Source organism: Streptomyces sp. NPDC096136, assembly GCF_044763325.1.
Classification (GTDB): Bacteria; Actinomycetota; Actinomycetes; order Streptomycetales; family Streptomycetaceae; genus Streptomyces.
In genome coordinates, this window is record NZ_JBIWFZ010000005.1 from 521,749 (window position 1) to 548,533 (window position 26,785).

At 75.1% G+C, this 26,785-nt stretch carries 17 protein-coding genes and 2 tRNA genes; 11 read left to right on the forward strand and 8 right to left on the reverse strand.

Going from position 1 to position 26,785, the window contains the following annotated elements; genetic code table 11:
- Both ACIRBY_RS14400 and ACIRBY_RS14405 read left to right on the forward strand, forming a co-directional pair.
- On the forward strand, positions 1 to 203 hold a 203-nt coding region (locus ACIRBY_RS14400; RefSeq protein WP_403900503.1), incomplete at its 5' end, for a hypothetical protein.
- Positions 204 to 387: 184 nt separating this feature from the next.
- Positions 388 to 460, forward strand: a tRNA-Lys gene (locus tag ACIRBY_RS14405).
- A gap of 88 nt (positions 461 to 548) precedes the next feature.
- Here the strand turns inward: ACIRBY_RS14405 and serS are convergent.
- A complete protein-coding gene (gene serS / locus ACIRBY_RS14410) occupies positions 549 to 1,841 on the reverse strand; it encodes a serine--tRNA ligase (RefSeq protein ID WP_403900505.1) in 1,293 nt (430 codons plus the stop codon).
- Between the two features lie 288 nt (positions 1,842 to 2,129).
- Between serS and ACIRBY_RS14415 the strand changes: the two genes are divergently transcribed.
- The 4 genes from ACIRBY_RS14415 (at position 2,130) to ACIRBY_RS14430 (ending at position 5,977) form a co-directional block, all read left to right on the forward strand.
- Positions 2,130 to 3,089 carry a hypothetical protein gene (locus ACIRBY_RS14415; RefSeq protein WP_403900507.1) on the forward strand — a complete coding sequence of 320 codons (960 nt, stop codon included), beginning with the start codon at positions 2,130 to 2,132 and terminating at the stop codon, positions 3,087 to 3,089.
- A 161-nt stretch (positions 3,090 to 3,250) separates the two neighbouring features.
- Positions 3,251 to 3,324: transfer RNA gene (locus ACIRBY_RS14420), tRNA-Met, on the forward strand.
- A gap of 138 nt (positions 3,325 to 3,462) precedes the next feature.
- Entirely contained in the window at positions 3,463 to 4,638 is a 1,176-nt protein-coding gene (locus tag ACIRBY_RS14425) for a PP2C family protein-serine/threonine phosphatase (protein ID WP_403900509.1), read from the forward strand.
- Between the two features lie 280 nt (positions 4,639 to 4,918).
- The gene (locus ACIRBY_RS14430; protein ID WP_403900511.1) at positions 4,919 to 5,977 is read left to right on the forward strand and encodes a M23 family metallopeptidase; all 1,059 of its coding nucleotides are present in this window, start codon (positions 4,919 to 4,921) and stop codon (positions 5,975 to 5,977) included.
- A 19-nt stretch (positions 5,978 to 5,996) separates the two neighbouring features.
- Here the strand turns inward: ACIRBY_RS14430 and ACIRBY_RS14435 are convergent, their stop codons facing one another.
- From ACIRBY_RS14435 to ACIRBY_RS14450, 4 genes are all read right to left on the reverse strand, one after another.
- Positions 5,997 to 7,355, reverse strand: coding sequence for a PrsW family intramembrane metalloprotease (locus ACIRBY_RS14435; protein WP_403900513.1), 1,359 nt, complete (start codon positions 7,353 to 7,355; stop codon positions 5,997 to 5,999).
- A gap of 41 nt (positions 7,356 to 7,396) precedes the next feature.
- The gene (gene trmB, locus ACIRBY_RS14440; RefSeq protein ID WP_403900515.1) at positions 7,397 to 8,242 is read right to left on the reverse strand and encodes a tRNA (guanosine(46)-N7)-methyltransferase TrmB; all 846 of its coding nucleotides are present in this window, start codon (positions 8,240 to 8,242) and stop codon (positions 7,397 to 7,399) included.
- A gap of 316 nt (positions 8,243 to 8,558) precedes the next feature.
- Positions 8,559 to 9,791 (reverse strand): L-2-hydroxyglutarate oxidase, encoded by a 1,233-nt coding sequence (lhgO, locus tag ACIRBY_RS14445; RefSeq protein WP_403900517.1) that lies wholly within the window; start codon positions 9,789 to 9,791, stop codon positions 8,559 to 8,561.
- A 20-nt stretch (positions 9,792 to 9,811) separates the two neighbouring features.
- Complete coding sequence (locus tag ACIRBY_RS14450) at positions 9,812 to 11,422, reverse strand: sporulation protein (protein WP_403900519.1); 1,611 nt, start codon at positions 11,420 to 11,422, stop codon at positions 9,812 to 9,814.
- A 644-nt stretch (positions 11,423 to 12,066) separates the two neighbouring features.
- Here ACIRBY_RS14450 and ACIRBY_RS14455 point away from each other — a divergent pair.
- Both ACIRBY_RS14455 and ACIRBY_RS14460 read left to right on the forward strand, forming a co-directional pair.
- On the forward strand, positions 12,067 to 14,259 hold the full coding sequence (locus ACIRBY_RS14455; protein WP_403900521.1) for an asparagine synthase-related protein: 2,193 nt from the start codon (positions 12,067 to 12,069) through the stop codon (positions 14,257 to 14,259).
- 153 nt (positions 14,260 to 14,412) lie between these two features.
- Complete coding sequence (locus ACIRBY_RS14460; protein WP_403900523.1) at positions 14,413 to 17,628, forward strand: BTAD domain-containing putative transcriptional regulator; 3,216 nt, start codon at positions 14,413 to 14,415, stop codon at positions 17,626 to 17,628.
- Here the strand turns inward: ACIRBY_RS14460 and ACIRBY_RS14465 are convergent.
- Together ACIRBY_RS14465 and ACIRBY_RS14470 are read right to left on the reverse strand one after the other, a co-directional pair.
- Entirely contained in the window at positions 17,615 to 19,657 is a 2,043-nt protein-coding gene (locus tag ACIRBY_RS14465; RefSeq protein ID WP_403900525.1) for a sigma-70 family RNA polymerase sigma factor, read from the reverse strand. The genes ACIRBY_RS14460 and ACIRBY_RS14465 overlap by 14 nt on opposite strands.
- A 273-nt stretch (positions 19,658 to 19,930) precedes the next feature.
- A complete protein-coding gene (locus ACIRBY_RS14470; RefSeq protein ID WP_403900527.1) occupies positions 19,931 to 20,701 on the reverse strand; it encodes a TetR/AcrR family transcriptional regulator in 771 nt (256 codons plus the stop codon).
- Between the two features lie 343 nt (positions 20,702 to 21,044).
- On the opposite strand from ACIRBY_RS14470, the gene ACIRBY_RS14475 reads away from it, so the two are divergent.
- Together ACIRBY_RS14475 and ACIRBY_RS14480 are read left to right on the forward strand one after the other, a co-directional pair.
- Positions 21,045 to 22,463, forward strand: coding sequence for an NAD(P)/FAD-dependent oxidoreductase (locus ACIRBY_RS14475; protein ID WP_403900529.1), 1,419 nt, complete (start codon positions 21,045 to 21,047; stop codon positions 22,461 to 22,463).
- A gap of 173 nt (positions 22,464 to 22,636) precedes the next feature.
- On the forward strand, positions 22,637 to 24,367 hold the full coding sequence (locus ACIRBY_RS14480) for a SpoIIE family protein phosphatase (RefSeq protein ID WP_403900531.1): 1,731 nt from the start codon (positions 22,637 to 22,639) through the stop codon (positions 24,365 to 24,367).
- 63 nt (positions 24,368 to 24,430) lie between these two features.
- On the opposite strand, the gene ACIRBY_RS14485 is transcribed toward ACIRBY_RS14480, so the two are convergent.
- Complete coding sequence (locus ACIRBY_RS14485) at positions 24,431 to 25,741, reverse strand: MFS transporter (RefSeq protein ID WP_403900578.1); 1,311 nt, start codon at positions 25,739 to 25,741, stop codon at positions 24,431 to 24,433.
- Between the two features lie 124 nt (positions 25,742 to 25,865).
- Between ACIRBY_RS14485 and ACIRBY_RS14490 the strand changes: the two genes are divergently transcribed.
- Positions 25,866 to 26,402 (forward strand): MarR family winged helix-turn-helix transcriptional regulator, encoded by a 537-nt coding sequence (locus tag ACIRBY_RS14490; protein ID WP_403900533.1) that lies wholly within the window; start codon positions 25,866 to 25,868, stop codon positions 26,400 to 26,402.
- Positions 26,403 to 26,785 lie beyond the last annotated feature (383 nt).

Consider the following 26,785-nt stretch of genomic DNA (forward strand, 5'->3'; position numbering starts at 1 on the left):
ACCGTCCGTCGGGTGGTTTCAACCGTGACGACCGCGGTGACCGTGGTGGCTTCCGCCGCGACGACCGTCCGTCCGGTGGGTTCCGTCGTGACGACCGTCGCGACGACCGCCCCTCGGGTGGCTTCCGCCGCGACGACCGCCCCTCCGGCGGCTCCTTCGGCGCCCGCCGTGACGACAAGCCCCGCTGGAAGCGCAACGGCTGAGGCCTGAGCGCCCTCTGACGAGGAATCGGCCCCCACTGCACCCCGGTGCGGTGGGGGCCGAGCCCTTTTCCGGCCGCTTTCACCCCACCCGCACCCCCTGGCGGGAAACCGCCGGTGCCACACCCGGCGATACCCGATCGGCCAGCAGCCCCTCTGCGGCTATGCTCTGGGGTGAGCACATGGAGGGCCATTAGCTCAATTGGCAGAGCAGCGGACTTTTAATCCGTTGGTTGTCGGTTCGAGTCCGACATGGCCTACCGCTCGCAGGCCGAGGTTGATCCCTCTGACCTGCTCCTGAGCGCCCCGACCGGCTTCGGCCGGCCGGGGCGCTCCGTCGTTCCCGGCCTAGGCCTGCGGAGTCCCGTCCGCCGCGATCCGGCGGAAGCCGAGGTACGGCACGAGGGATTCGGGAAGGACGAGGGAGCCGTCCTCCTGCTGGCACTGTTCGAGGAGCGCGGCCAGGGTGCGGCCGATGGGCAGGCCGGAGCCGTTGAGGGTGGCGACGAGCGTGGGCTTGCCGTCCTCGCCCCGGGTACGGATGTTCGCCCGGCGGGCCTGGAAGGTGCCGAAGTCGGAGACCGACGAGATCTCGCGGTACGTGTTCTGGCTCGGGATCCAGACCTCGATGTCGTACGTGAGCCGGGCCGAGAAGCCCGTGTCGCCGGCCGCCAGCCTGACGACGCGGTACGCGAGGCCGAGCTCCTTCAGGCACGCCTCGGCGTGGCCGACCATCGTCTCCAGCTCCGCGTCCGCCGTCTCCGGGTCGACGATCTTGACGATCTCGACCTTGGCGAACTGGTGCTGGCGGATCAGGCCCCGGGTGTCGCGGCCGTACGAGCCCGCCTCGGACCGGAAGCACGGCGTGTGCGCGGTGAGGGCCAGCGGCAGCTCGGCCCGCGGGATGATCTCGTCGGCGTAGAGGTTGGTCAGCGGTACCTCGGCGGTCGGGATGAGGAACAGCTCGCGGTCGGCCATGCCGGTCTTGAACAGGTCCTCCTCGAACTTCGGCAGCTGCCCGGTGCCGGTCATCGTCTTCCGGCTGACCAGGTACGGGACCGCGTGCTCCACGTACCCGTGCCGGCGGGTGTGGAGGTCGAGGAAGAGCGTCGCCAGGGCGCGCTCCAGGGCGGCGCCCGCCCCGCGGGAGACGACGAACCGGGGGCCCGACAGCTTCGTCGCCCGGCCGAAGTCGAGGATGCCGGTGCTCTCGCCGAGGTCGACGTGGTCCTTCGGCTCGAAGGAGAAGGCCCGCGGGGTGCCGACGCGCCGGACCTCGACCGCGAACTCCTCGGAGTCGCCGTCGGGGGCCGCGTCGTCCGGCAGGTTCGGGATGGTCAGGAGCAGATCGCGCAGCTCCTCCTGGGTCCTTTCCTGTTCGGCGTCGATGTCCCGGATCTGGTCCTTCAGCTCGCGGGCGCGCTCCTTCAGCTTGGAGATGTCGCCGCCCTGGCGGGCCGTCTGCTGGACCTCGCTCGCCACCCGCTTGGCCTCCGCCCGCAGCTCGTCGGCCGAGCGGATGCCCTGGTTGCGCCGGGACTGGAGGTCTTCCAGCCGGGACAGGTCCAGGGAGTAGCCGCGACGGGCGAGCCGACGAACTGCTTCGGCACCCATGTCGATCAGGGCGCGGGCGTCATGCATGAGGAAGATCCTTCTGATCCGGCGACGGGACGGGGATACGGCGTCGACGGTAGCGGGTCCGCCGGCGGTGAACGGCCCTCGGGCCGAACGCGCCGATGGCCGGAACCCGCCGGGCCGCCGGTGCGACACGCCGGGGGAGCACCCCTTCGGACCATTCGCGCTGGGCCATCGCGCTGATGGGACCGCGTGCCTCCCGTCGATCGTGGACATGGCGGTCAGATCATGTGAAAGGAGGCTCAATCAGGCGCTTCCGGGCCCATCTCTTCGGTTCCACAAGGAGCAACACGCATGAGTCCTGAGCAGAGGACCGCATCCCGTCTCGGCCCGCTCCCCCGGCAGGGCAGGTATCTCGCGGCCAGCGCGGTGGCATCGCTGGCCGTCGTGGTGCTGGGCCTCGCCACCCCGGCGCTGGCGTACGGCGGGAGCCCGCTGCCGGCGTCGGCGGGCGTGGCCGGCGGCGACCGGTGCAAGGAGCACGACCGCGACCATGACGACGACGGCGACGGGGACCGCGCCGCCGCCGCCCGGAAGGTCGCGGCCGGCGGAGGCCACGACGACGACTGCAAGCGCGGCCCGCGGGGGCCGAGGGGCCCGAAGGGGCCGAGGGGTGACACGGGGCCGACGGGCCCGACTGGAGCGACGGGTGCCACCGGCGCGACGGGTGCGACGGGTGCCACGGGCGCGACCGGGGCCACGGGTGCGACCGGGGCCACGGGTGCGACCGGCGCCACGGGTGCCACGGGTGCGACCGGAGCCACGGGTGCGACCGGCGCCACGGGTGCCACGGGTGCGACCGGAGCCACTGGGTGTGGCATCGGTGTCGACTCCATCCTGTCCAACAGCACGGAGGAGTTCGCAGTCGTCCTGTACAACGGCGTCGCGTACGCCGGGCACCGGGACGACCCGCAGACGGGTCCCTACAAGTTCGAGGCCCTCAACAACCCCGCGCAGAACCCCGGGTACCCCGATCCCTCCATCGTCTGCTCCGCCACCATTTCGTCTCTCGGCCGGGTGACCAACTTCAAGGTGCTGACCTCGACCGGGTTCCTGTACGAGCTCCAGTGCGCGTCCAACGGGGTGACCCTGAACTGCGGGTCCACCGCCCCCGGGGACCAGCGGGCCTGGAACGTGGTCCCGCCGCAGTTCGTGGCAAGCGGCCCCTTCCTCGCCGGTGACGGCGCGGCACGCCAGCACTCCGGCTTCTCCGGAGCGGAGAAGGGGCTCTCGAAGAGCGACAAGCACTCCTGACCTGCTCGCGGACCCGCCGACCGTGCCCGCGCCCGGATCGCCCGGGCGCGGGCACGAGTTCCTTTTAGGGCTCTGACCTGCACTGATGTCCATCAGGAGGGGCTGAGGCGGGTTAATTGGCGTGAGGCGTCTCCCGGATGACGTAGAGTTGTCTTCACCGACGCGGGGTGGAGCAGCTCGGTAGCTCGCTGGGCTCATAACCCAGAGGTCGCAGGTTCAAATCCTGTCCCCGCTACTAGAGACCGAGGCCCGGATCCCATGGATCCGGGCCTTCGTCGTGTCCGCCGTCACCCGACCGGTCCGGCCGGGTCGCCGGGCCGGGCCCGGGCCGCCAGCCTGGAGGGGCGGGGCTACCGGGCGGCAGGAGGGCGGCGTGGGGCTGGGCCTGCAGGGCAGCGGCGGGAGTGCGGACGGAGTCGCCCGGCGGGTGGCGCGGGTGCTTCCCTTCCTGCTCATCCTGCTCGGACTGGTCTTCGACCTGCTGACCCCGCCGAGCTTCACCGGCTCGCCCTTCTTCTCCGCCGCCCCGCTGGTCGCGGCCCCGCTGTTCAGCTTCGGGACGACCGCGCTCACCGGGTCCGCCTCCTCGTCGGCCGTGGTGGGCCTGCACTACTACAACGGCACCGACTGGAAGGCGGAGGCGCTGACCGAGCTGGTGACCGTGCTGACCGTCTCCGGGCTGGCCCTGCTGATCAACCAGGTCGTCCGGCGCAGCGGCGAGCGGCTCGCCTCGGCGCGGGGGATCGCCGAGGCCGCCCAACGGGCCGTGCTGCCGACCCCGGCCGAGCGGATCGGAGGGCTGCACGTCGCCGCCCGGTACGAGGCCGCGCAGGCCGACGCCTTCATCGGCGGGGACCTCTACGCCGTGCAGGAGACCCCGTACGGGGTCCGGCTCGCGGTGGGTGACGTACGGGGCAAGGGTCTGGGGGCGGTGGAGGCCGTCGCGGTGGTGCTGGGCGCCTTCCGGGAGGCGGCGGACACCGAGCCGACCCTGGAGGGGCTCGCGCGGCGGCTGGAGCGGGCGCTGGACCGCGAGGGGACCCGGCGCGACGGGCTGGACGCGGTGGAGGGGTTCACCACGTGCGTGCTCGGGGAGATCCCGCCCGGCGCCGAACTGCTGCGGCTGGTCAACCGGGGCCACCCCGAGCCGCTGCTGCTGTACGCGGACGGGGGAGTGGCGGCGCTGGCCCCGGCCGAGCCCGCGCTGCCGCTGGGCCTGGGCGAGCTGGCGGAGGGCCGGCCCGACCGGGCCGGGGAGTGGCCGTTCCCGCCGGGCAGCACCCTGCTCCTGTTCACGGACGGGCTGACCGAGGCCCGAGACCGGACGGGGGCCTTCTACGATCCGGCGGTCCGGCTGCGGGGGCGGGTCTTCCCCGGGCCGGACGAGGTGCTGAGCGCGCTCAGCAGCGACGTGCGCCGGCACACGGGCGGCGGGGCGACCGACGACATGGCCCTGCTGGCCGTGGGGCGGGAGGGGGAGGGGCAGCCGGCGCGCAGGCGGACCGTCCCGGTGGTGCGCCGGGGAGACGGGAGCAGTGACCGTGTGTAGCCCATGGGGAGCTGTGCGCAAGTGAGTTGACGGCCAGTCATCTGGCCGTTGTGGCTGAAGTGATGGGGGGTGCGCGGCCTTTTTTGACTTGTTGTGGGGGTATGTGGGCTTATGCGGCGGCCAAAGTTGTTCGGGGGGTGGCCGATTGGCGTTAACGATCATTCGCGTCAGCTTGGAATCACTCCCCTGCGTCTATTACCGTTTGATAACGCAGCGCGGTCGTCCAGCCGTCGCCCACGATGGCACCCGCGTGCGTTCTCGCCCTTGAGGAGTGTGCCCGGTGGCCTCCAACTCGCCTGCCCCTGAAGGGATCGACGTCCAGGAGGCGCCCGGTGCAGGTGCCTGGGGCGAGTGGAATCCCACGGAGGACTCCGCCCGTCCGCTCCGCGGCAAGCACCGGGTCCTCAAGCCGCGCGGCGGACTCGCCCGGAGCTCGACCGTCCTCGGCGTCGGCGTGATCGCGGCGGTCGGGGCGGGGGGCATCGCCACCGCGCAGGACCGCCCCCAGGTCGCCATATCCGTGCCCTCGATCCCCGACCTGCTGGGCGGCGGCGACCACTCCGGCGCGGCCGCCGCCCAGGCCGACTCGGCGGGCGTGCCCCGGCAGGCCGACGCGCAGCACGGTCAGCAGGCCGTCCAGACCCAGGGGCACCCCGACGCGGGCGAGGCGCTGCGCCACCGCATCCTCCAGCAGGCCGAGTCCCAGCAGGACGCCGCCGAGGCCCAGGCCCGGGCGGACGCCGAGCGGGTCGCGCGGGAGAGCGCCGCGCAGGAGGCCCGCAGCCAGAAGGAAGCCGCCGACAAGGAGGCCGAGGAGGTCCGCGCGGCCGCCGAGAAGGCCGCCGCCGAGAAGGCCGCCGCGGACCAGGCGGCCGCGGCGCAGGCGCAGACCAAGGGCGCGGCGGACACGGGCTCGGGCGGCGGCGCGACCGCCAAGTCCTCGGGCGGCTGGTCCCTGCCGACCTCCTCCTACACCCTCACCTCGCACTACGGCGACTCCGGCTCCATGTGGTCCTCCGGCCACCACACCGGCCTCGACTTCGCCGCGCCCACCGGAACCCCGGTCAAGGCCGTGGGCGGCGGCAAGGTGATCTCGGCCGGCTGGTCGGGCGCCTACGGCTACCGGATCGTGCTCCAGCTCGCCGACGGCACCGAGGTCTGGTACTGCCACCTGTCCTCGATGGCGGTGACCTCAGGCCCGGTCGGCGCGGGCGAGACCATCGGCCGGGTCGGCGCCACCGGCAACGTCACCGGGGCCCACCTGCACCTGGAGGTCCGCAAGGGAGGGGCGACGGTCGACCCGCTCGCCTGGCTGACCGCCCGGGGCCTGGACGTCTGAGCACGCCCCTCCTGCGGGGTCACCCCCGGGCGGCGGAGAACTCCGGCCGCCTCGGGGCCGGTACGGCGGCCGGGGCGAACGGCGCGGCCGGCAGGTCCGGCGCGGCGGGCCGTGCGTGGCGGGCCCGGCTCCCGGCCGGCGGGGCGGAGCACGGCGGCAGCAGCTCCTCCAGCACCGCCGCCCGGGCCAGGACGGGCGCGGCCGTCCCCCGGCGCAGCCAGAGCCGGTGCAGCAACTCCCGCTCCCGCCCGGCGAAGCCGGGGTCCCCGTCCGGGCCCGCGTACCGGGCGTGCCGGCGCAGCAGGGCCAGGGCGGCGGCGTCCGCCGCGTACCGGGACACCGCCCGGGCGGCGGGCCGGCCCCCGCTGCCGCGGGCCAGGGCCCGCGCCAGGGAGCGGGCCGGCATCGAGGCCAGCGCCGGAACCTCCGCCGGGCCGATCCAGCCCGCGGCGGCGTACACCGACAGCTCGGCGGCGACGGCCCGCAGGCGCTCGCGCCGCATCCGCACCGCCAGCCACAGCAGCAGCCCGAACACCGGGACCATCACGCAGCCGTAGACCCAGTAGAACCCGTACTCCCCCAGGTGGGAGGAGCCGTTCCACAGCGCGTGCGCGGCCATGGCCAGGGCAAGTCCCAGCAGCGGCAGCCCGGTTCGGCGGGAGCGGCGGGCGCTGAGCGCGGCCGCGCCGAAGCCGAGCCCCGTCAGCACGGTGAACAGGGGGTGCGCGAACGGCGAGAGCACGACCCGTACGAAGAAGGTCGCCGCCGTCACCGAGTCCAGTACGCCCGTGCCCTTGGCCAGGTCCTCCTCGAAGGCGTTGCCCAGGTAGAGGATGTTCTCGGTGAACGCGAAGCCGGTCGCGGTGAACCCGGCGAGCACGAAGCCGTCGGCGGCGCCCGCGTACGGAGGTCCCGCGTACGGAGGTCCCGCGTAGGGAGGTCCCGCGTACGGAGGTCTGCGGAAGGCGAAGACGGCGCACAGGGCCGCCGCCTTGGCGCACTCCTCCACGACCGGGGCGACCGCCACCGAGCCGAGCAGGTCGGCCGCGGAGGGATCGGCGGCCTCGGCCATCCACTCCGTGGCGAAGCTGTTGGCCAGTATCGCGATCAGCGCCGCGGTGCACGCCCCCCAGCCGAAGCAGAGCAGCGGCTGCCGCCAGGGGCCGGGCGCGGCCCGGCCCAGCCACCGGAACGCCGCCATCAGCGGCGGTACCGGCAGCAGGGCCAGGCCCAGGCCTACGAAGAAGCCGGCCGTACCGGTCTGCTCCCGCACGAGTTCGAGGATGGCCACCCCGGTCGCGCCGAGCAGGACGACGAGCACGCACGCGCGGGCCGTGCCCGACGGGCGTGCGAGCACACGGGAGAGCGCTCGGAGCACATGATGACCCTACCGAGTCGCCCGGACACGCGGAGTGACGTTTATCCGTTCTTGGGCTCTGCGTTGGGTTCTGTGCGAGTGAAGAGGAGGTCGTGTACGACGTGCCCCTTGTCGAGGCCCTGGCCCTCGAAGCGGGTGAGCGGGCGGTACTCCGGGCGCGGGGCGTAGCCGCCGTCGGCCTGGGTGTTCTCGAACGCCGGGTGCGCGGTGAGCACTTCGAGCATCTGCTCGGCGTACGGCTCCCAGTCGGTCGCGCAGTGCAGCAGTGCGCCGGGCGCCATGCGGGTGGCGGCCAGGTCGAGGAACTCCGGCTGGATCAGCCGGCGCTTGTGGTGGCGGGCCTTGGGCCACGGGTCCGGGAAGTACACGCGCATCCCGGCGAGCGAGTCGGGCGGCAGCATCTCGCGGAGCAGGATGATCGCATCGCCGTTCGCCACGCGGACGTTGGTCATCCCGCCGCGCTCGGCGAGGGCGAGGAGGTTGCCCTGGCCGGGGGTGTGCACGTCCGCGGCGAGGATCCCGGTGCCGGGGTCGGCGGCGGCCATCTGGGCGGTGGCCTCGCCCATGCCGAAGCCGATCTCCAGGACCACGGGGAGGCCGTCGAAGAGGCGGTCGAGGTCGATGACCTCGCGGCCGTCGATGTCGAGGCCCCAGGTGCCCCACAGGCGCTTGAGCGCCTCGCCCTGGCCGGTGGTGACCCGGCTGCGGCGCGGCTGGAAGCTGCGGATCCGGCGCTCGTGGTGCGAGCCGGCGGGGTCGGGCGCGGGGCCGTCGGGGAAGCGGGGCTCGGTCCGCCACTTGGGCGGCACGTACGCGGACGCCTCCGGCGCGGCTGCCTCCGGCGCGGCGTCGGGGAGGCTGGGCTGGGGGTTCAGGGACTCAGACACAATGCGGCCGATTCTACGCCGCGGCCCGCTCCTCGACCGGGGCCGACGACGCGGGGCCCCCGGGACCGAGCCGCAGGAAACGCACCGCGCTGCCGCGGCCGCACCGACGACCGGGGCGGAAACGGCACCGAGGGCGGGGCGGCCGACGGCTCCGCAGGACGGGTCGCGGGACGAACGCGGGCCGGGTGGCGGCTCCACGGGCGGGAAGCGGGCCGGGTGGGTGGCGGCTCCACGGGCGGGAAGCGGGCCGGGTGGCGGCCCCGTGCGGTGGGTCGGGGCCGGGTGGCGGCCCCGTGCGGTGGGGTGGGGGCCCGGGTCAGGGCGAGCGCAGTAGGCGCAGGGCCCGGGCGGCGATCTCGCGGCCGATCGGGAGCGACGCGGTCGCCGCGGGCGAGGGGGCGTTGAGGACGTGCACCGTGCGGGGGGCCTCGCGGATGAGGAAGTCGTCCACGAGCGTCCCGTCCCGCAGGACGGCCTGCGCCCGCACCCCCGAGGCGGCAGGGGTGAGGTCCGCCTCCGTGACCCCCGGCAGGAGCCTGCGCACCGCCTCCGTGAAGGCCGTCTTCGACAGGGAGCGGTGGATCTCGCCCGCCCCGTACCGCCAGTGCCGCGCGGCCATCCGCCAGGATCCCGGCCAGGCCAGCTCGGCGGCGAGGTCGCGCGGCCGGACCGTGCCCCAGCCGTAGCCCTCGCGGGCCAGCGCCGGCACGGCGTTCGGACCGACGTGGACCCCGCCGCCGATGCCCCGCGTGAGGTGGACCCCGAGGAAGGGGAACGCCGGGTCGGGGACGGGGTAGACCAGCCCGCGCACCAGCGAGGGGCGGGCCAGGTCGTGGTACTCGCCCCGGAAGGGGATGATCCGCATGCCCGGGTCGTCACCGGCCAGCCGGGCGATCCGGTCGCACTGCAGTCCCGCGCAGTTCACCAGCACCCGCGCCCGGACCACCCGGCCCGAGGCGGTGCGCACCGCGACGGCGGAGGGGCGGCGCGAGATCAGGTCCGCCTCCGCCCCGTAGACGATCTCCGCGCCCGAGGACTCCGCCAGCTGGGCGGCCACCTGGCCGTAGTCCACGATCCCGGTCGTCCCGACGTGGATCGCGGCGAGGCCGCTGATCTCCGGTTCGTACTCCGCGATCTGCGCCGGCCCCAGCTCGCGCACCGGGATGCCGTTCTCCCGGCCGCGCTGGACCAGGGAGTGCAGGCGGGGCAGCTCGGAGCGGTCGGTGGCGACGATCAGCTTGCCGGTCACCTCGTGCGCGATGCCGTGTTCCGCGCAGAACTTGACCATCTCGGCGGCCCCGCGCACCGCGAAGCGCGCCTTGAGGGAGCCGGGGCGGTAGTAGATGCCGCTGTGGATCACCCCGCTGTTGCGGCCCGTCTGGTGCCGGGCGGGACCGGACTCCTTCTCCAGTACGGTCACGCGCGTCCCGGGAGCCAGGCTCGACAGGGCGTGCGCCGTCGACAGGCCGACGATCCCGCCACCGATCACCAGCACATCGCAGTCCACGCCGCCGCCCACGCTGACACCTCCCACCCCTGCATCTTGCACCCCGCCACCGACAATAGGGGCTACGCGGGAGTCACCAGCAGCGGCCGTGCCCGTTCGCGCAGCTCCGCGACGCGCGGCTCGTCGCCGTACGGCTCCAGGCGGTGCAGCAGGTCCCGTACGTACTCGGTGGTGCGCGCCGAGGAGATGCGGCCCGCGACCTCCACGGCCCGGGTGCCGGCGGCGCAGGCCGCGTCGAGGTTGCCCGACTCCAGCTCGGCGACCGCGCTCACCACCAGGCGCAGGCCGTGCGAGCGCACGTACTCCTCCGTGGGGCGGGACAGGGCCTGCTCGGTGAAGCGGCGGACCTGCCGGGGGAGTTTGAGGTCCCGGTAGCATTCCGCGGCATCCGCCGCGAAACGGTCGTACGAGTAGAAACCCAGCCAGGTCGGGTCGGAATCGCCCTGGCGGGAGCGCTCCAGCCAGCCCTCGGCGGCCCGCAGCGCCGAACCGGCCGCCGCCGAATCGCCCGCCTTCGCGTGCGCCCGGGCCTCCACGAGGCGGAAGAAGCTCATGGTGCGGGCGGTGGCCAGGCCGCGGTTGCGCTCGACGGCCGCCTGGGCGAGGTCCACCCCCTCGTCCGGGAAGTCCCGGTAGGTGGCCTGGAGCGACATGGAGGCCAGCACGTACCCGCCGAGCGGCACGTCGGCCGCCGCGCGGGCCAGCCGCAGCGCCTGGATGTAGTAGCGCTGGGCGGCCTCCTGCTGGCCCGTGTCGAAGGCCATCCACCCGGCCAGGCGGGTCAGCTCGGCGGTGGCCCCGAAGAGGGCGCGGCCGACCTCGTCCGTGTAGGAGCCGAGGAGCAGCGGCGCCGCGTCCACCCGCAGGCACTCGGGGACCATCGACGAACGCCAGTCCCCGCCGCCGTACTTGGAGTCCCAGCGGCGCGCGTCCTCCGCCGCCTCGCGCAGCTTGGCCACGTCGCTGTGGCCGACGCGCTGCGGGGAGGCGTCCGGGAGCACCGCGGCGGGGGCCGCGGCAGGGGCCGGCGCGGCGGTTTCGGCTGCGGGGCGGGCGGGCACAACGCCCTCCGCGGGGGGTTCGGGAGTGCGCCGGGGCGCGGAGGCGGCGCGGACCGGAGCCGCCGTGCGCGGGCCGCCGCTCACGGGGGCGGCGGTGCCCGGGCCGCCGGGCGCGCCGGGGCCGGACGCCGGGCCCGGTTCGCGGGCCACCGAGCTGTCCGCGGGCGATATCAGCCACCGCGAGGCCGGCGTCGCGTACGCCGACACGGAGAACGAACCGGCGAGCGACTGCCAGATCCCGCCACCGCCGCGCCGCCCGGCGAGGTCCAGCCGGTAGAGGTCGGTCGCCGACCGCACGGCCGCGCCGATGTCGCGCGGGAAGGCCAGCCCCACCTCGGGCGCGGGGTCGGCGTCCGCCAGCCCGATCTCGTGCAGCGGCACCGGCCGCCCCAGCTTCGCGCCGATCGCGGCGGCGATCAGGTGCGGGGCGGCGCCCTGCGGCACCATCCCCTTCGACACCCACCGCGCGACCGAGGTCTTGTCGTACCGGAGCGTCAGACCGCGCTGCGCTCCGAGGTCGTTGACCCGCCGGGCCAGTCCCGCGTTGCTGATGCCCGCCAGGGCGAGGACGGCGCCGAGCTTCTCGTTGGGCTCGCGGAGCTCCCTGGACATGCGCCACCCCTCGTCACACGCGGAACGCAGACGCCGCCGGGGCATAGGCGCCCGGCATTTCGTAAACCCAGCGTAGTTCCCCGCCTCCCAAGCGTTAAGGCCCAGCCTTCCGTATGGCGGGATTGTTGTCCGTGCGCACAGTCCGCCGGGGCCCGCTCCCCGGGGCGCACGCCCCGGACCGTGCTCCGGCCGTGTGGCCGTGCGCCCGGCCGTGCGCTCTGGCCGCACCCGGGGCCCGGCGATTCGATGTGCCGTGCGTGGGTCGGCCCGCCGGGTGGATCCGGCAGGCCGGGGGATGCCGCTGCCTCAATCCCCGCGGGTGGCGGAACGGTCCGGGGGGCGCGATCAGGCCTCCCGGACCGCGCCCCCGCGGTGTCCCGCGCGAGACCGCGCAGGGCTGCCCAGTACGGCCGAAGAATGGCCGAAACCGACCTATGGGGCGGTGGGAACGGAACGCCAAATGCCGTGTGTCCACGGCGTGTTCGTTCACCCGTGCGCCCCCGAAGCCGCTCCCGCACGCCCGTCTCGTGGCAGCATGGATCCCGAGCCACCGGGGTCCCGCCGGCCGCGCCCTCAGCGCCGACCGCGTCGTCCGTGCCGCCCGTTGCCCCGGGTCATGTGCCCACGGGCTGGGGGAGGCGGCGGTGCGCTGGTTGGTCGGGTGGAGCAGTATCGCCGCGAGCTTCGGCACGGCCGGCCGCGTGGCCGGCCAGGCGGACGGGACCGCCTACGGCTCCCCCCACGGCGACCCCCTGCGCGGCGGCATCGCCGACGCCGCCCACGCCGACGACCCCGCCGGCCCGGACGCCGAACGCACCGTCCACCCCGTCGGCGCCCAGCTCCTGTGGGGCGACCCCGACCCCCTCTGGGCCGTCGGCGACTGGCGCCCCGACGAGGTCCGCACCGTCACCGCCGACCCCGCCGACCCCTTCACCCGGCTCGCCGTCCTCGGCTGCTGCGGCGCCGGAGACGAGGAACTGCGCCGCGCCCTCTACGCGGCCCGCGGCGGCGCCCTGCGCCACCTCACCCAATGGCCCGGCAGCTACACCGCCGTCGTCCAGGCCGGCCGCCGCATCACCGTCCTCGGCGACCTGGCCGGCGCCCGGCCCGTCTTCTACACCCCCTGGGCGGGCGGCACCGCGTACGCCACCGCCGCCCTCCCCCTCGCCGACCTCATCGGGGCCCAGCTCGACATCGGCCACCTCGCCGCCCTGCTGGCCTGCCCCGACAGCCCCGAGGCCCTGGGCGACGGCACACCGTACGCCGGCGTCCGCCGCATCCCGCCCGGGCACACGCTGATCCTGCGCGAGGGCTCCCGCGAGATCACCGGGTACGAACCCGTGGCCTCCCTCGCCGTCGCCGCCCCCGAGGCCGACCCGGAGGGGGCGGTCGAGGGCGTGCGGGAAGCGTTGACGGCCGCGGTGCGCGCCCGGCTCACGGCACCCCGGCATGCCCCCGACACCCTGCTCCCCGACCCCGGGCCCGTGCCCGGAATGGGACCCGCCGACCGGCGCGCGGCCCGCGGCGCCCCCGCCCCCGGCGTCGGCGCCGACCTCTCCGGCGGCACCGCCTCCGCCACCCTCGCCCTGCTCGCCGCCGGACTCCCCGGCGCCCCGGGCACCCTCCCCGGCTCCGGATCCCGCCTCCTCGCCGTCACCTTCAACGACCTCGCCACCCCGCGCGGCCGCGAGGGCGAACTCGAACGCGCCCACGCCCTCGCCGCCGACCCCCGGCTGCACCACGTCGTCGTGGCCGCCGCCGACGAAGCCCTCCCCTACGCCGAACTCGACGGACCCCTCACCGACGAACCCGGCCCCTGCCTCGTCACCGCCGCCCGCGACCGCCGCCGCCTCGCCGCCGGCTCCGCCGACCACTTCACCGGACACGGCGCCCGCCAGGTCCTCGACGCCCACCCCGCCCGCATGGCCGACCTCCTCCTCGACCGCAGGCGCCGCCACCTGCTGCGCCCCGTCGCCGCCCTCGCCCGCTCCGCCCCCGAAGGGCCCCTGCTCGTCCCCTTCTCCGTCTACTCGGCCGCCCGCCGCCTCGCCCGTACGCCCTACCGCGCGGGCATCGAAGCGGCGGCGGCCCGGCTGCGCGAGGGCGGCGTCGCCACCGCCGTCTCCGGGCCCGTCGACGCCTCGCTCGCGGCCCTGACCTGGTCCCGCCCCGGTCCCGCGGCCGGCTGGCTGACCGGGGAGGCACTGGCGGAAGTATCGATCCGCCTGCGGGCCGCCGCCGGACGCCCCCCGCTCTCGCTGCGGCCCGGCGAGGCCCGCGCCCGCGCCCTGCTCGCCCGCCACGCCGCCGACCACCGCGTCTTCGAGCAGGCCGTCGAGGTCCGCAGCCAGCGCCTGCACGCACCCTTCCTCGACAACCAGGTCGTACGGGCCGCCCGCGCCCTGCCGGAGTCCCTGCGCGTGCAGCCCGGGGCCCGCGCCGAGATCCTGCGCAGCGTCCTGGCCTCCGCCGGGGTGCGCGAACTCCCGCCCGGCTGGGGCGTCACCGCCCCGGGACCGAACGAGACCGCCGGCCGGCTCGGGCTGCGCGCCGCCCTCGCCTCCCTGCTGGCCCTGTTCACCGCACCGCTGCTGGCCGACGCCGGACTGGTCGAGGCCCGCGTGGTGCAGCAGGCCCTGACCGACGCCGCCGACGGCAGGCCCGTACCGCTCGACGGGCTGGCGGAACTCGTCTCGATGGAACTGTGGCTCCGCCGCCTGATGTCCCGCCGCGGCACCTGCTGGACGGGCACCTCCACCCCCCGCCGCCGCGCCGTCCCGCCCCTGTCCGCCCCGCTCCCCCGCCTGACGGCGGCCCCTCCGCTCCCGCTGCGCTAGACGCCTGTGGCCGGTCACGGCCCGGCCGGCGTTCGAGGCGGCGGGCGCGCAGCACGCGTACGGGGTCCGCGGCCCGCCCAGGAGGACGGGCGAAGGGCGGGGCGGGGAGAAAACCCCCCGCAGCCCGGCGCGGCGGCACGGCAGAATGACCCGGTGCGGTACCTCATCCTCGGCGGCACCGAGGCGCGTGACGAGACGACCGGCGCCCCCCTCACCCCCGGCGGCGCCCGCCTGCGCGCGCTCCTCACAGCCCTCGCCCTGCGCGCCGGCGCCCCCGCCGCCGCGCCCGTCGCCGACCTGGCCGACGAGGTCTGGGGCGACGACCCGCCCCAGGACGCCCCCGCCGCCCTCCAGGCCCTCGTCGCCCGCCTGCGCCGCGCCCTCGGCTCCCGCGACAGCATCCGCACCGACCCCGCCGGCGGCTACCGCCTCGCCGCCGCCCGCGACGACGTCGACCTGCACCGCTTCACCCGGCTGGCCGCCCTCGGCGCCGAACAGCTGCGCACCGACCCCGCCACCGCCGCCGGCACCCTCCGCGAGGCCCTCGCCCTCTGGCGCGGCCCCGCCCTCGCCGACCTCCCCGAACCCGCCCGCACCGTCCACGCCGCCGCCCCCGAGGCCCGCCGCACCGCAGCCCTGCGCGACCGCGTCGAAGCCGACCTGCGCAGCGGCGCCACCGCCCCCGCCGCACTCCTCCCGGAGATCGAGGCACTGATCCGCGAGCACCCGTACGACGAGCCCCTGCGCGCCCTCCAGCTGCGCGCCCTGCGCTCCGCCGGCCGCCCCGCCGACGCCCTCGCCGCGTACGAACGCACCCGCCACGACCTCGCCGAAGGCCTCGGCACCGACCCCGGCCCGCAGCTTCGCGCCCTGCACGCCGAACTGCTCCGGCCCCCGCCGGCGCCGCCCGCGCCGCCGCGCGGCAACCTCCGCCCCCGCCTGACCTCCTTCGTCGGCCGCGAGCCCGAACTCGCCGCCCTCGCCGACGACCTGGCCCGGGTCCGCCTCGTCACCCTCACCGGCCCCGGCGGCTCCGGCAAGACCCGTCTCGCCGAGCACGCGGCCGCCGCCCGCCCGGCATCCGGCTGGCTCGTCGAACTCGCCCGCCTCGACCACCCCGCCGCCGTGCCCGGAGCCGTCCTCAGCGCCCTCGGCCTGCGCGAGAACAGCCTCGTCGCCCGCGAGAAGACCCCCGCCGACGACGACCCCACCACCCTCCTCGTCGAGTACTGCGCACACCGCAGCCTGCTCCTCGTCCTCGACAACTGCGAGCACGTCATCGGCGCCGCCGCCGAACTCGCCGAGAAGCTCCTCACCCACTGCCCCGGCGTCCGCATCCTGGCCACCAGCCGCGAACCCCTCGGCGTACCCGGCGAGTTCCTGCGCCCCCTCGAACCGCTCCCGCCCGGCCCCGCGCACCGCCTGTTCGTCGACCGCGCCACGGCCGCCCGCCCCGACTTCCGCCCCGGGGAGGACCCGGCCGCCGTCGCCGAGATCTGCGCCCGCCTCGACGGACTGCCGCTCGCCATCGAACTCGCCGCCGCCCGCCTGCGGCTGCTCACCCCGCGCCAGATCGCCGACCGCCTCGACGACCGCTTCCGCCTCCTGACCGGCGGCGCCCGCACCCTCCTGCCGCGCCAGCAGACCCTGCGGGCCGTCGTCGACTGGTCCTGGGACCTGCTCGACACCGCCGAACGCACCGTCCTCGCCCGGATGTCCGTCTTCGCAGGCGGCTGCGACCTGGACGCCGCCGAGGCCGTCTGCGGCGGCCCCGACGCCGACGTCGCCGACGTCGCCGGCGTCCTCGGCTCCCTCGTCGACAAATCCCTCGTCACCGCCGTCCCCGACCCCGACGGCATGCGCTACCGCATGCTGGAGACCATCCGCGAGTACGCCGCCGAACGCCTCGCCGCCACCGCCGACGACGCCCGGGCCACCACCCGCCGCCACACCGCCTACTACCTGGCCTTCGCCGAGCGCGCCGAACCCCTGCTGCGGTCCGCCGAGCAGCTCCCCTGGATCCGGCGCGTCGAGACCGAGCTCGACAACCTCCGCTCCGCCCTCCACCGCGCCGCGGTCGAGGACCCCGACCTGGAGACGGCCCAGCGGCTCCTGACCGCCCTCGCCTGGTTCCTGTGGCTGCGCAACTACCGCGCCGAGGGCGCCGAATGGACCGGCCGGATCCTCGACGCCACCCCCGCCGACCTCCCCGAGGGCTCGGCCGCGTACTGGCGGTCCATGCGCCTCAGGGTCCTCCACATGTTCCTGCTCACCGAGAGCAAGGGCGCCGCCGGCTTCCGCACGCCCGAGTTCGCCGCCGTCGCCGCCCGCCTCCGGGACGTCTTCCGCGAGGGCTCCCCGGAGACCACCCGCTTCCCCGGCATGCTCTGGCCCGCCACGTCCTTCCTCACCGGCGACGCCGCGGCGTTCCACCCCGACCTCTCCCGCTCCGTGGAGAACTGCCGCCGGCACGCCGGCGACTGGGAACTCGGCGTCACCCTCCTGATGCGCGCCCACACCGCCATCGACATGACCGGCGGCCTCGACGCCGTCGACGCCGACCTCGCCGAACTCCACGCGATCGCCCGCCGCTGCGGGGACCGCTGGATCCGCGCCCAGGTGGCCAGCGCCGCGGGGGAGGCCGCCCTCTCCCGCGGCCAGTACGACACCGCCCGCACCGAGTACGAGGAGTGCCTGCGCCTCGCCCGGGAGGTCGGCGCCCAGATCGAGGCGCCCCTGGCCCTCGCCCGCATCGCCGAGGCGGCGTACTGCACCGGGGACTACGACACCGCCGAACGGCTCCTCGCCGAAGCCGACCACGAGGCCGACCAGTACGGCGGGGTGTACGACATGAGCTCCTTCGCCCGGCTCCTGTCGGCGATGCTCGCCCTGCGGCGCGGCGACACCGACCGGGCCCGCACCGAGTGCGCCCGCGCCCGCGCCGACGCGGCGCAGATCAACCCGCCGCCGCAGCTCGCGGCGGGGCTGGACGTCGTCGAGGCCGCCCTCGCCGCCCGGGAGAAGGGACCGCAGGCGGGTCTGGACAGGATCGGGCCCGCCCTGTCGGAGGCGGTGGCCGCCCACTGCGCCGAACGCGTCCTGGCCTGCCTCGCCGAGGCGGCGGCCCTGTTCCTGGCCGGCGCCGGCCGGCCGGCCGCGAGCGCACGGGTCCTCGCGGCGGCCACCGGCTGGCGGGCCGACCATCCCCGCTCGGTGCCGGAGGAGGCCGTCCTGGAGGGGCTCCCGGCCCGCACCCGCGCCGCCCTCGGGGAGGCCGCCCACGCCGAGGCGCAGGCCCAGGGCCGCGGCCTGACCCCCGCCGAGGTCGCCGCCGAGGTGGCCCGGCACACCGCGCTCAGCGGCAGCTGATCACCCCGTCGGCCCAGCTCGCCAGCGTCGCCAGGTGCCCCTGCCCGGCCTGCTCCACCACCAGCCGCAGGGTCGAGCGCCCGGCCAGCGGCACCTCGACCGACGCCGGGGCTTCCCCGTACCCGAGCGCCTCCGAGCGCCACAGGCGCCGGCCGTCGGCGTAGACGGAGAACCGCAGCTTCCCGTCGGTCGGCAGGGACAGCCCGTCCACCCCGGCCCGCGCCGAGAAGGAGGTGCACTGCCGGTTGAGGGCGATCTCCACGGAGGAGCGGGAGTGGACGGTGATCCCCTGCCCGAACCGCCGGCCCCCGGCCACCAGCCCCCAGCGCTGCCACACCCAGCTGCTGCCCCAGGTGTCCAGCTCGGGACCGGTGTGCCGGCCCAGCGGCGCGTGCTCCAGCCGGGCCAGCGGGAACGCCTGCGCGGGCTGCGGGGACGGCGTGGGGTCCGGCCGGGACGCCGTGGGCGACGGCGTGGGCGCGGGCGTCGGCCGCGGGGACGGCGAAGCGGACGGCCCCGTCGGCGCCGGAGCCGGGGCGGCCTGCGACGGCGGGGCGGGCCGCGGCGCCGGCACGGACGGCGAGGCACTGCGCGCCGGCGGTACGGGGCCACCCGCCGCCGGCGCCGGATCCGCGGGCGGGGCCGGCTCGGGTAGGGCGGCCGCGGGCGCGGGCGCCCTGGGCACCACCGGCGCCACCGCACTGGGCGCCGGTCTCGCCTCCGGCTCGGGCTCGTCCCCGGTCAGGGCGAACACCACCCCGGCGGCCGCCGCGACCGCTATCCCGGCGGCGATGGCGGCCTTCGCCGGCAGCCCCAGCCCCTCCGAGACCAGCGCACCCCCGGCCCCACCGGCGGAACCAGCACCACCGGCCGCCCCACCAGCACCGGCAGCCCCACCGGCCCCCGCAACACCGGCACCGGCGGCACCACCCGCACCGACAGCCCCCGCAACACCGGCAGTCCCGGCAGCCCCGGCCCCCGCGGCCGACGACCCGCCGGCCGCCGCGGCGGCCACCCCCGCACCGCCGGCGGCGACGACCCCGCCGGCCACCACCCCGGCCGCCTTCGCCGCGTACCCGGCGGCGAACCACCCGATGACCGCGACCGGCAGCAGCGCGGGGATCCCCGCGTTCACGTCCTTGAGCTCCCCGGCGGCCAGCCGGCACCTCGCGCACTCCTCCAGGTGCCGCCGCAGCCCCCGCTCCGCCCGCATCCGCAGCCCGCCCCGGGCATAGGCGCCCAGCCGGTCCGCGTACTGCGCGCAGTCCCCGCCCGCACGCAGCGCGGAACTCACGTGCGCCTGGAGGTAGGCCTGCTTGAGGCCCTCCCGGGCCCGACTGGCCAGCACCGCCGTCGCATTGGCACTCAGCCCGAACAGCGGGGCGACCGCACTCGGCGGGGAGTCCTCGACCGTGGTGTGCCACAGCACGGCCTGCCACCGCTCCGGCAGGCTCCGGAAGGCCTGCACCGCGAGGGACCGCTCCGCCTCGTGCATCGCCCGGACGTCCGCGCCCAGTTCCAGCGTGTCGTCCCCGGACAGCCCGGCCGGCGCGCCGCCGCTCTCGCCCGCGGCCGCCTGCTCCGCGAACACCGCGAAGTCCTCGACCAGATGCTCCCGCCGGGCCGTCTTCGCCCAGGCCGCGGCGACCCGCCGCACGGTGGTCAGCAGATAGGCCCGCACCGACTGGTCCGGCCCCGCCCCGCCCCGCACCGCCTGGAGCGTCCGCGCGAACACCTCGGCGGTCAGGTCGTCGGCGGTGTGCCCGTCACGGCAGCAGCTGCGCGCATAGCGCCGTACTGCCTCGGCGTGTCGACGGAACAGCTCCTCGTAGGCGCCGTCGTCGCCGGCGCGCGTCCGGGCGACCAAGTCCCCGTCGGACGGGGGCAGCTCGGCGCCGCCCGACCCGGGAGCGGCGTGCCGTCGCCGTCCGGGCTCGCGCTGGGCCGGAACCTGCCGGGCGGGCAGGCTGCCCGCCGAGGCCTCGCCACTCGCGCCACCGGAAGACTCGTCCCGTCCGTCAACGCTCATCGCGGAAGCCCCCGCACGACACACTCAGACCGGTCCACCGACCCAGCGTGTCACACGGCACGGGCACCCCGGCCCGCCTTCCGCACGGTCCACCCGTCCGGGGACGGTCCGGCGGACCGCAGCACCGCTCCTCACCCGTCCGGGTGACCGGCGGTGCGGAGCGTCCCGTTGACCGGCCGGCGACCGGACCCGCCCGGGTCCGCCCGCCCGGCCCCCACCCCTGCGGGGGCCGGGCGGACCGTCATTACCGGCGGGCGCGCCGCCCCGTACGGCTCACGCCGTACGGGAACGCAGCCCCTCGAGCAGGATGTCCAGCAGCCGGGCCGAAGCCGCGGCCTGCTGCGCCGGGTCCGGCAGCGCGGGCGCGGCGGTCGCGATCACCAGCAGCACATCGGCCACCGTGACATCGGTCCGCAGCTCACCGGCCTCCCGCGCCCGGTCCACCAGCCGGCCGACGACCTCCAGCAGCGCACCCGCGCCCGCGTCCTCCGACGGCTCGTCCTCGACCGGGGTCCGCGAGCCCACGACACGCAGCTCCGGGGCCCCGCCCGCGACGGCCTGGCGCTGGTGCGGAACGCGCGCCGCGCCCTCGTCCTCGGCGCCGTCCTCCTCGGCCGCGCCGACCCGCAGCACCTGCGGCGGCAGCAGCCGGCCCGCGCCCGAGGCCACGGAGGTGCGCAGGAAGCGCGACAGCGCCTGCCACGGCTCCTCCTCCTGGCCCAGAGCGGACTTCGCCTGCTCCGTCAGCCGGGCGGTCTCCTCCTCGGCTATGCGCCGGACCAGCACGTCCTTGCTGGGGAACCGCCGGTAGACGGTCCCGACGCCGACCCGCGCGCGCCGCGCGACGTCCTCCATCGGGGCCCCGTAGCCCAGTTCCCCGAAGACCTCGCGCGCGGCGCGCAGGACGTGTTCGAGGTTGCGCTGGGCATCGACGCGCAGGGGCGTCGAACGGCCGGTGCCGTGGGTGGTCGTGCCCGCGATCACACGGCCGCCGCTCTCTGCGGACAGAGCGGTGACAGAACCATGGAAATCGGAAATATGCATATGTATCCCCCGGTAATCATTTGTCTCCCCCCGGAGACACTCCCCGCCTTCGCGTCGAGAGGGGGCCACGGTCATGAGGGCCCTGGTCCTACTCCTCGACGAGATACGAACATAGTTGAGCCAGAGTCAATTCAGAAGAGGCAGCCCCCGACGGAGCACCGCCCGATCGGAGCATTCACCCCCACTTTTCCGCCACAAGCCTCCGGAATCACCCCTTCCGTGCGGCCTGACCTGCGAACTTCTCACACCCTCCGGCCTCCTCGACAGCCCCGCCCCGCCCTCCCCACCGGTCACACAATCTGTCGGGCCTGTGGACAAACTCCCGGCCACGTTGCGTCATGGGATGGTGAAGGCTGCTAACTCGCGGGGCGACGCCCCCGGTACCCCGCCCCGCACGCGCATCCTCGTCATCGGCGGCGGATACGTCGGCATGTACACCGCCCTGCACCTCCAGCGGAAGCTCAGATCCGGCGAGGCCGAGGTCACCGTGGTGACCCCCGAGCCCTACATGACGTACCAGCCCTTCCTCCCGGAAGCCGCCGCCGGCGCGATCTCCCCGCGCCACGTCGTCATCCCCCTGCGCCGCGTCCTCGACCGCTGCCGCATCGTCATCGGCCAGGCCCAGCGGATCGACCACGCCAAACGCACCGCGACCGTCACCACCCTCGCCACCCCCGACGAGGGCACCGGCGACCTGGAGATCGAGTACGACGAACTCGTCCTCGCCCCCGGATCCGTCTCCCGCACCCTCCCCGTCCCCGGCCTCGCCGACTACGGCATCGGGTTCAAGACCCTGGAAGAGGCCATCGGCCTGCGCAACCACGTCATCGAACAGATGGACATCGCCTCCTCCACCCGCGACCCCGCGATCCGCGACGCCGCCCTCACCTTCGTCTTCGTCGGCGGCGGCTTCGCCGGCGTCGAGGCACTCGGCGAACTGGAGGACATGGCCCGCTACGCGGCCCGGTACTACCGCAACATCAAAGCCGAGGACATGAAATGGGTGCTGGTCGAGGCCAGCGACCGGATCCTCCCCGAGGTCGGCCCCGAAATGGGCGTCTACACCGTCCGCGAACTGCGCCGCCGCAACATCGACGTCCGCCTGGAGACCCGCCTCGACTCCTGCGAGAACCGCGTCGCCGTCCTCAGCGACGGCTCCCGCTTCCCCACCCGCACCCTCGTCTGGACCGCCGGCGTCAAGCCCCACCCCCTGCTCGCCGCCACCGACCTCCCCAGGAACGAACGCGGCCGCCTGCGCTGCACCGCCTTCCTGACCGTCGACGGCGTCGAACACGCCTGGGCCGCCGGAGACGCCGCCGCCGTCCCCGACATCACGGCCGAAGAACCCGGCCGCGAATGCGCCCCCAACGCCCAGCACGCCGTCCGCCAGGCCAAACAGCTCGCCGACAACCTCATCGCCGCCCTCCGCGACGAGGCCCTCACCGAATACGCGCACAAATACGCGGGCTCCGTCGCCTCCCTCGGCCTCCACAAGGGCGTCGCCCACGTCTACGGACGCAAGCTCAAGGGCTACCCCGCCTGGTTCATGCACCGCACCTACCACCTCAGCCGCGTCCCCACCTTCAACCGCAAGATGCGCGTCCTCGCCGAATGGACCCTCGCCGGACTCTTCACCCGCGAGATCGTCTCCCTCGGATCACTCGAACACCCCAGGGCAGAATTCGAACTCGCCGCCGGTGGAGGCCCCAAGCCCCCACCCCCGCACCCCGCCCCCAAGCCCCCGGAAGACAGCGAGGGCTGACGTTGTCAGTGCGGTCCGCCACACTGGACGTGTGACCATAGGTGGGCTCACACCTGCACAGAGTGACGCCCCACGGAGTGACCAGCAGCAAGCGACCGACCACACGGGGCACCTCCCGGCACCACCGGGAGGAGACACCGCGACCACTTGCGACACCACGAGGCCTGAACGCAGTGAACTTCACGCGATGGAGCGCCCGGTTTCCCGGAACGCAGCGCCGCGCCGCCGCCCGGAACGAGCACGCCGCAGCCCAGGCCAAACGGGGTGAGGGCTCCGTCCCGGCAGCCCGCGGCGCCGCCCCGCACCCCGTCACGCCCACCGACGGCAGCCCCACCGACGCCACCGTCTCCGGCACCGGCACCGCCCCGCTCCCCGCCGTACCCGCCCTCGACGAGCTCTCCGCGCAGGAGGTCCTCGGACTCCTCCCCGCCCTCGTCGCCCTCGTCCACGGCCCCGAGCACCGCGTCGCCTACGTCAACGACGCCTACACCGCCGGCTTCGGCCCCCGCACCACCGGCACCCCCGCCCACCTCGCCCTCCCCGAACTCGGCGAGCTCGGCCTCCTCCCGCTCCTCGACCAGGTCCAGCGCAGCGGCAGACCCCGCACCGCCAAGAACCGCCAGGCCCCCGGCGGCGGCAGCTCCTACACCGTCACCTGCACCCCCGTGCAGTTCCCCAAGGCCGACGCCGACGGCCGCCCCGACCCCCACCACGCCGGCATCCTGGTCCACCTCGCCGACGTCACCGACCACGCCGAAGCCGTCGACCGCCTCCGCGCCAGCGAACGCCGCCAGCGCGAAGCCGCCGTCACCCTCCAGCGCTCCCTCCTCCCACAGGAACTGGAACAGCCCGACGACCTCCGCATCGCCGCCACCTACCAGCCCGGCGGCACCGAAGCCGCCGTCGGCGGGGACTGGTACGACGTCATCACCCTCGGCGCCGGCCGCACCGCCCTCGTCATCGGCGACGTCATGGGCCGCGGGGTCCGCGCCGCCGCCGTCATGGGCCAGCTGCGCACCGCCGTCCGCGCCTACGCCCGCCTCGACCTGCCCCCGCACGAGGTCCTGCAGCTCCTCGACGGCCTCGCCGCCGAGATCGACGCCAGCCAGATCGCCACCTGTGTCTACGCCGTCCACGACCCCAACGAAGGCCTCCTCGCCTACGCCTCCGCCGGCCACCTCCCGATCCTCGTCCGCGACGAGGACGGCACCGTCCGACGCGCCGCCGACCCCACCGGCCCCCCGCTCGGCACCGGCGGCTGGCTCCACACCTCCGGCACCATCGCCCTCGGCCCCGGCTCCACCGCCGTCCTCTACACCGACGGCCTCGTCGAACGCCGAGGCGAGGACATCGACGAAGGCGTCTCCGCCCTCGAACGCGCCCTCGCCGGAGCCCAGGGCACCCCCGCGATCATCTGCGACCGCCTGATGCGCGCCCTCGGCGTGGACGCCGACCACGACGACGACGTCGCCGTCATGGTCCTCCAGCAGCCCGCCCGCACCGGAGCCGACGCCGAGCTCTTCCACAACGCCGCCCTGGAACTCCTCGGCGGCGTCGAGGCCGCCCCGCGCGCCCGCGCCTTCGCCCAGGGCGTCCTCACCTCCTGGCGCTTCCCCGTCGAGCTCTGCGACCTCGGCGTCCTCGCCGCCAGCGAACTCGTCGCGAACTCCCTCCAGCACGGCACCCCGCCCATGCGCCTGCGCCTGCGCCGTACCGACCGCCGCCTGATCGTCGAGGTCACCGACGGGGACGACCACCTCCCGCGCCGCCGCCGCGCCGAACCCGCCGACGAGACCGGCCGCGGCATCTCGATCGTCGCCACCATCGCCTCGGCCTGGGGCTCCCGCCGCACCCCCGGCGGCGGCAAGGCCGTCTGGTGCGAGTTCGCCCTCCCCGACGCATAGCCCGCGACAACGGCGGAGGCCCCGGTCCACCCGGACCGGGGCCTCCGCCACACCTGCTCGTTCCTACGCGGACACCCGCTCCGCCCGCTGCTCCGCCCGCTCCGCACCCCGGGCGGCGGCCACCGGCCCCTGCGCCACGACCCGGCCGCTCAGCAGCGACGGGTTGTCCTGCACCGGGGTCAGCTGCCTGCCGAGCCGCAGGGCCAGCCCAGCGATCCCCAGCGAGACCAGCACGAAGATCCCGACGTACAGCATCGGCGCACCCGCACCCAGCGGCACGCCCAGCGGCCCCAGCGCCAGGGCCATCTGCTTGACCAGCGCGAAAGCCGAGTTGTACTGCCCGACCGAGCCCTCCGGAGCCAGATCGGCCACCAGCGGGGCCAGCGTCGGCGACAGCATCGCCTCACCGATCCCGAAGAGCGCGTACGTGCTCACGAACGCGGCGGCGGCCATCGTCGCGCTGCCGTGCCCCAGCCCGGAGAACCCGGCGATCAGCCACGCACCGGTCCAGATCAGCCCGACCAGCGCGATGACCCGCGACCGGCGGCGCTTCTCGACCAGCTTCAGCACCACGAACTGCGCCACGACGATCGCACCCGTGTTGGCGGCCAGCGCGAACCCCAGCGTGGACGGGGAGATCCCCGCGGCCTCCGTACCGAACGCGGCCAGACCCGACTCGAACTGTCCGTAACAGGCGAAGAAGAGCACGAAGCCCAGGAGGCACAGCTGCACCATGGCCTGGTGGCGCAGGAGCCGCTTCCAGCCGCCGCCGGCCGCCCGGGACGGGTCCTTGGGCAGCGCGTCCTTGATGCTCGGCGCCTGCGGCATCCGCACGGTGGCGATCACCCCGGCCAGCACCAGGAACATCACGGCCTCGATGCCGAACAGCAGGGTGAAGCTCCCGGGCCGGGTGACGTCGACGATCTGGCCGCCGGCGAGACCGCCGATGCCCAGGCCCAGGTTCTGCATGAAGAACTGGAGGGCGAAGGCGCGCGTCCGGGTCGACGGCGTCGAGCACCACACGATCATCGTGGCCAGCGCCGGCTGCATCACGGCCTGCCCGGCACCGAGCGCCAGGGCGGACAGCAGGATCGGCACGACGCCGGTGGAGAGCCCGAGGGAGAGCGCACCCGCGGAGGCGGCCACGGCCGCACCCATGACCACGGGTACCGGACCGCGCCGGTCGATGACCCGGCCGGTGAAGGGCAGTGCGACGAGAGCACCCAGGGCGAACGCCACGAACGCGCTCGTGGCGGCCATGGAGCCCAGCCCCCGCACCTGCGCCACATAGATGTAGAGGAACGGAACCGTGAAGCCGATGCCGAACGCGGTCAGCGCGTTGCCGGCCTGGATCCGCCGCATCGCAGCGCCCATCACCTTGGTCACTTCTCACCTGCCCTGATAGCTAAAGCCTGAAGACTTCATACCTAAAGTTCGATGGTTAACTCTACACATCGAAGGAGTTAGACGCCAACGAGTTCATGGGATACTTCGGACCATGGCTGACACCCCCGACGGCGCGACGCCGGTCCATGAGCCGAGCCTCGACGAGCAGATCGCCGTCTACCAGCGCGAATTCCGCGACCTGGACCCCCAGGTGGAGAAGGTCGTCTCGGCCCTCAGCCGCCTGAACCGCCGCATGAACGTCGCGTACGGCCGCCAGACGGCCGCCCTCGGCATCAGCAACGCGGAGTGGGAGGTCCTGAAGGCCCTCGTCCTCTCGGGCGCCCCGTACCGGATGGGCCCGAGCGAGCTCGCGAAGCAGCTGGGCCTGACGCCGGCGGCCATGACCCACCGGATCGACCGGATGACGGCCGAGGGCCTGGTCACCCGGGAGCGGGACGAGTCCAACCGGGTCCGCGTGATCGTGGAGCTGACGGACGAGGGCCGCAGCAAGTGGCTGGACGCGATGCGCGCGGCGACGGTGTTCGAGGAGGACCTGCTCCAGGACCTCTCCACGGCGGAGCGCGGGGTCCTGGGGGACATGCTCACCCGGGTCCTGGACCGCGTGGAGGACCTCCAGCCCCGCACCTGACCGGCCCCCGACGGGGCCTGACCTCCCGGGTTGACACGCCCCCCACGGATCCGTAAGGTTCTTCGAGTTGCCCCAGCGCCGGAAGGTTCTGAGGTCAACGAATCCGCCGCCTCGTCGCGGCAACCTACTCAGCACGATCTCCCCACCGGGAACGAATTCGGCATGTCCGAATTCATTTCCGAAGGCCCGATTATCGGTTGCCGGGAAAATCCGCTAGAGTTCAGGAGTCGGAAGGGCCCAACAGCCCGGAAGACAAGCCCCGCTGACTGGGGGTCAGGCCCGAAAGGATCTGATAGAGTCGGAAACGCAGGAAAGAACGAAAGCCCGGAGGAAAGCCCGAGAGGGTGAGTACAAAGGAAGCGTCCGTTCCTTGAGAACTCAAC

Excerpts from the sequence above, each read along its gene's own strand:
- ACIRBY_RS14465 (WP_403900525.1), bottom strand. The coding sequence starts at position 19,657 with ATGAGCGTTGACGGACGGGACGAGTCTTCCGGTGGCGCGAGTGGCGAG.
- ACIRBY_RS14415 (WP_403900507.1), top strand. The coding sequence starts at position 2,130 with ATGAGTCCTGAGCAGAGGACCGCATCCCGTCTCGGCCCGCTCCCCCGG.
- ACIRBY_RS14475 (WP_403900529.1), top strand. The coding sequence starts at position 21,045 with ATGGTGAAGGCTGCTAACTCGCGGGGCGACGCCCCCGGTACCCCGCCC.
- ACIRBY_RS14450 (WP_403900519.1), bottom strand. The coding sequence starts at position 11,422 with ATGTCCAGGGAGCTCCGCGAGCCCAACGAGAAGCTCGGCGCCGTCCTC.
- ACIRBY_RS14490 (WP_403900533.1), top strand. The coding sequence starts at position 25,866 with ATGGCTGACACCCCCGACGGCGCGACGCCGGTCCATGAGCCGAGCCTC.
- serS (WP_403900505.1), bottom strand. The coding sequence starts at position 1,841 with ATGCATGACGCCCGCGCCCTGATCGACATGGGTGCCGAAGCAGTTCGT.
- ACIRBY_RS14470 (WP_403900527.1), bottom strand. The coding sequence starts at position 20,701 with ATGCATATTTCCGATTTCCATGGTTCTGTCACCGCTCTGTCCGCAGAG.
- ACIRBY_RS14485 (WP_403900578.1), bottom strand. The coding sequence starts at position 25,741 with ATGGGCGCTGCGATGCGGCGGATCCAGGCCGGCAACGCGCTGACCGCG.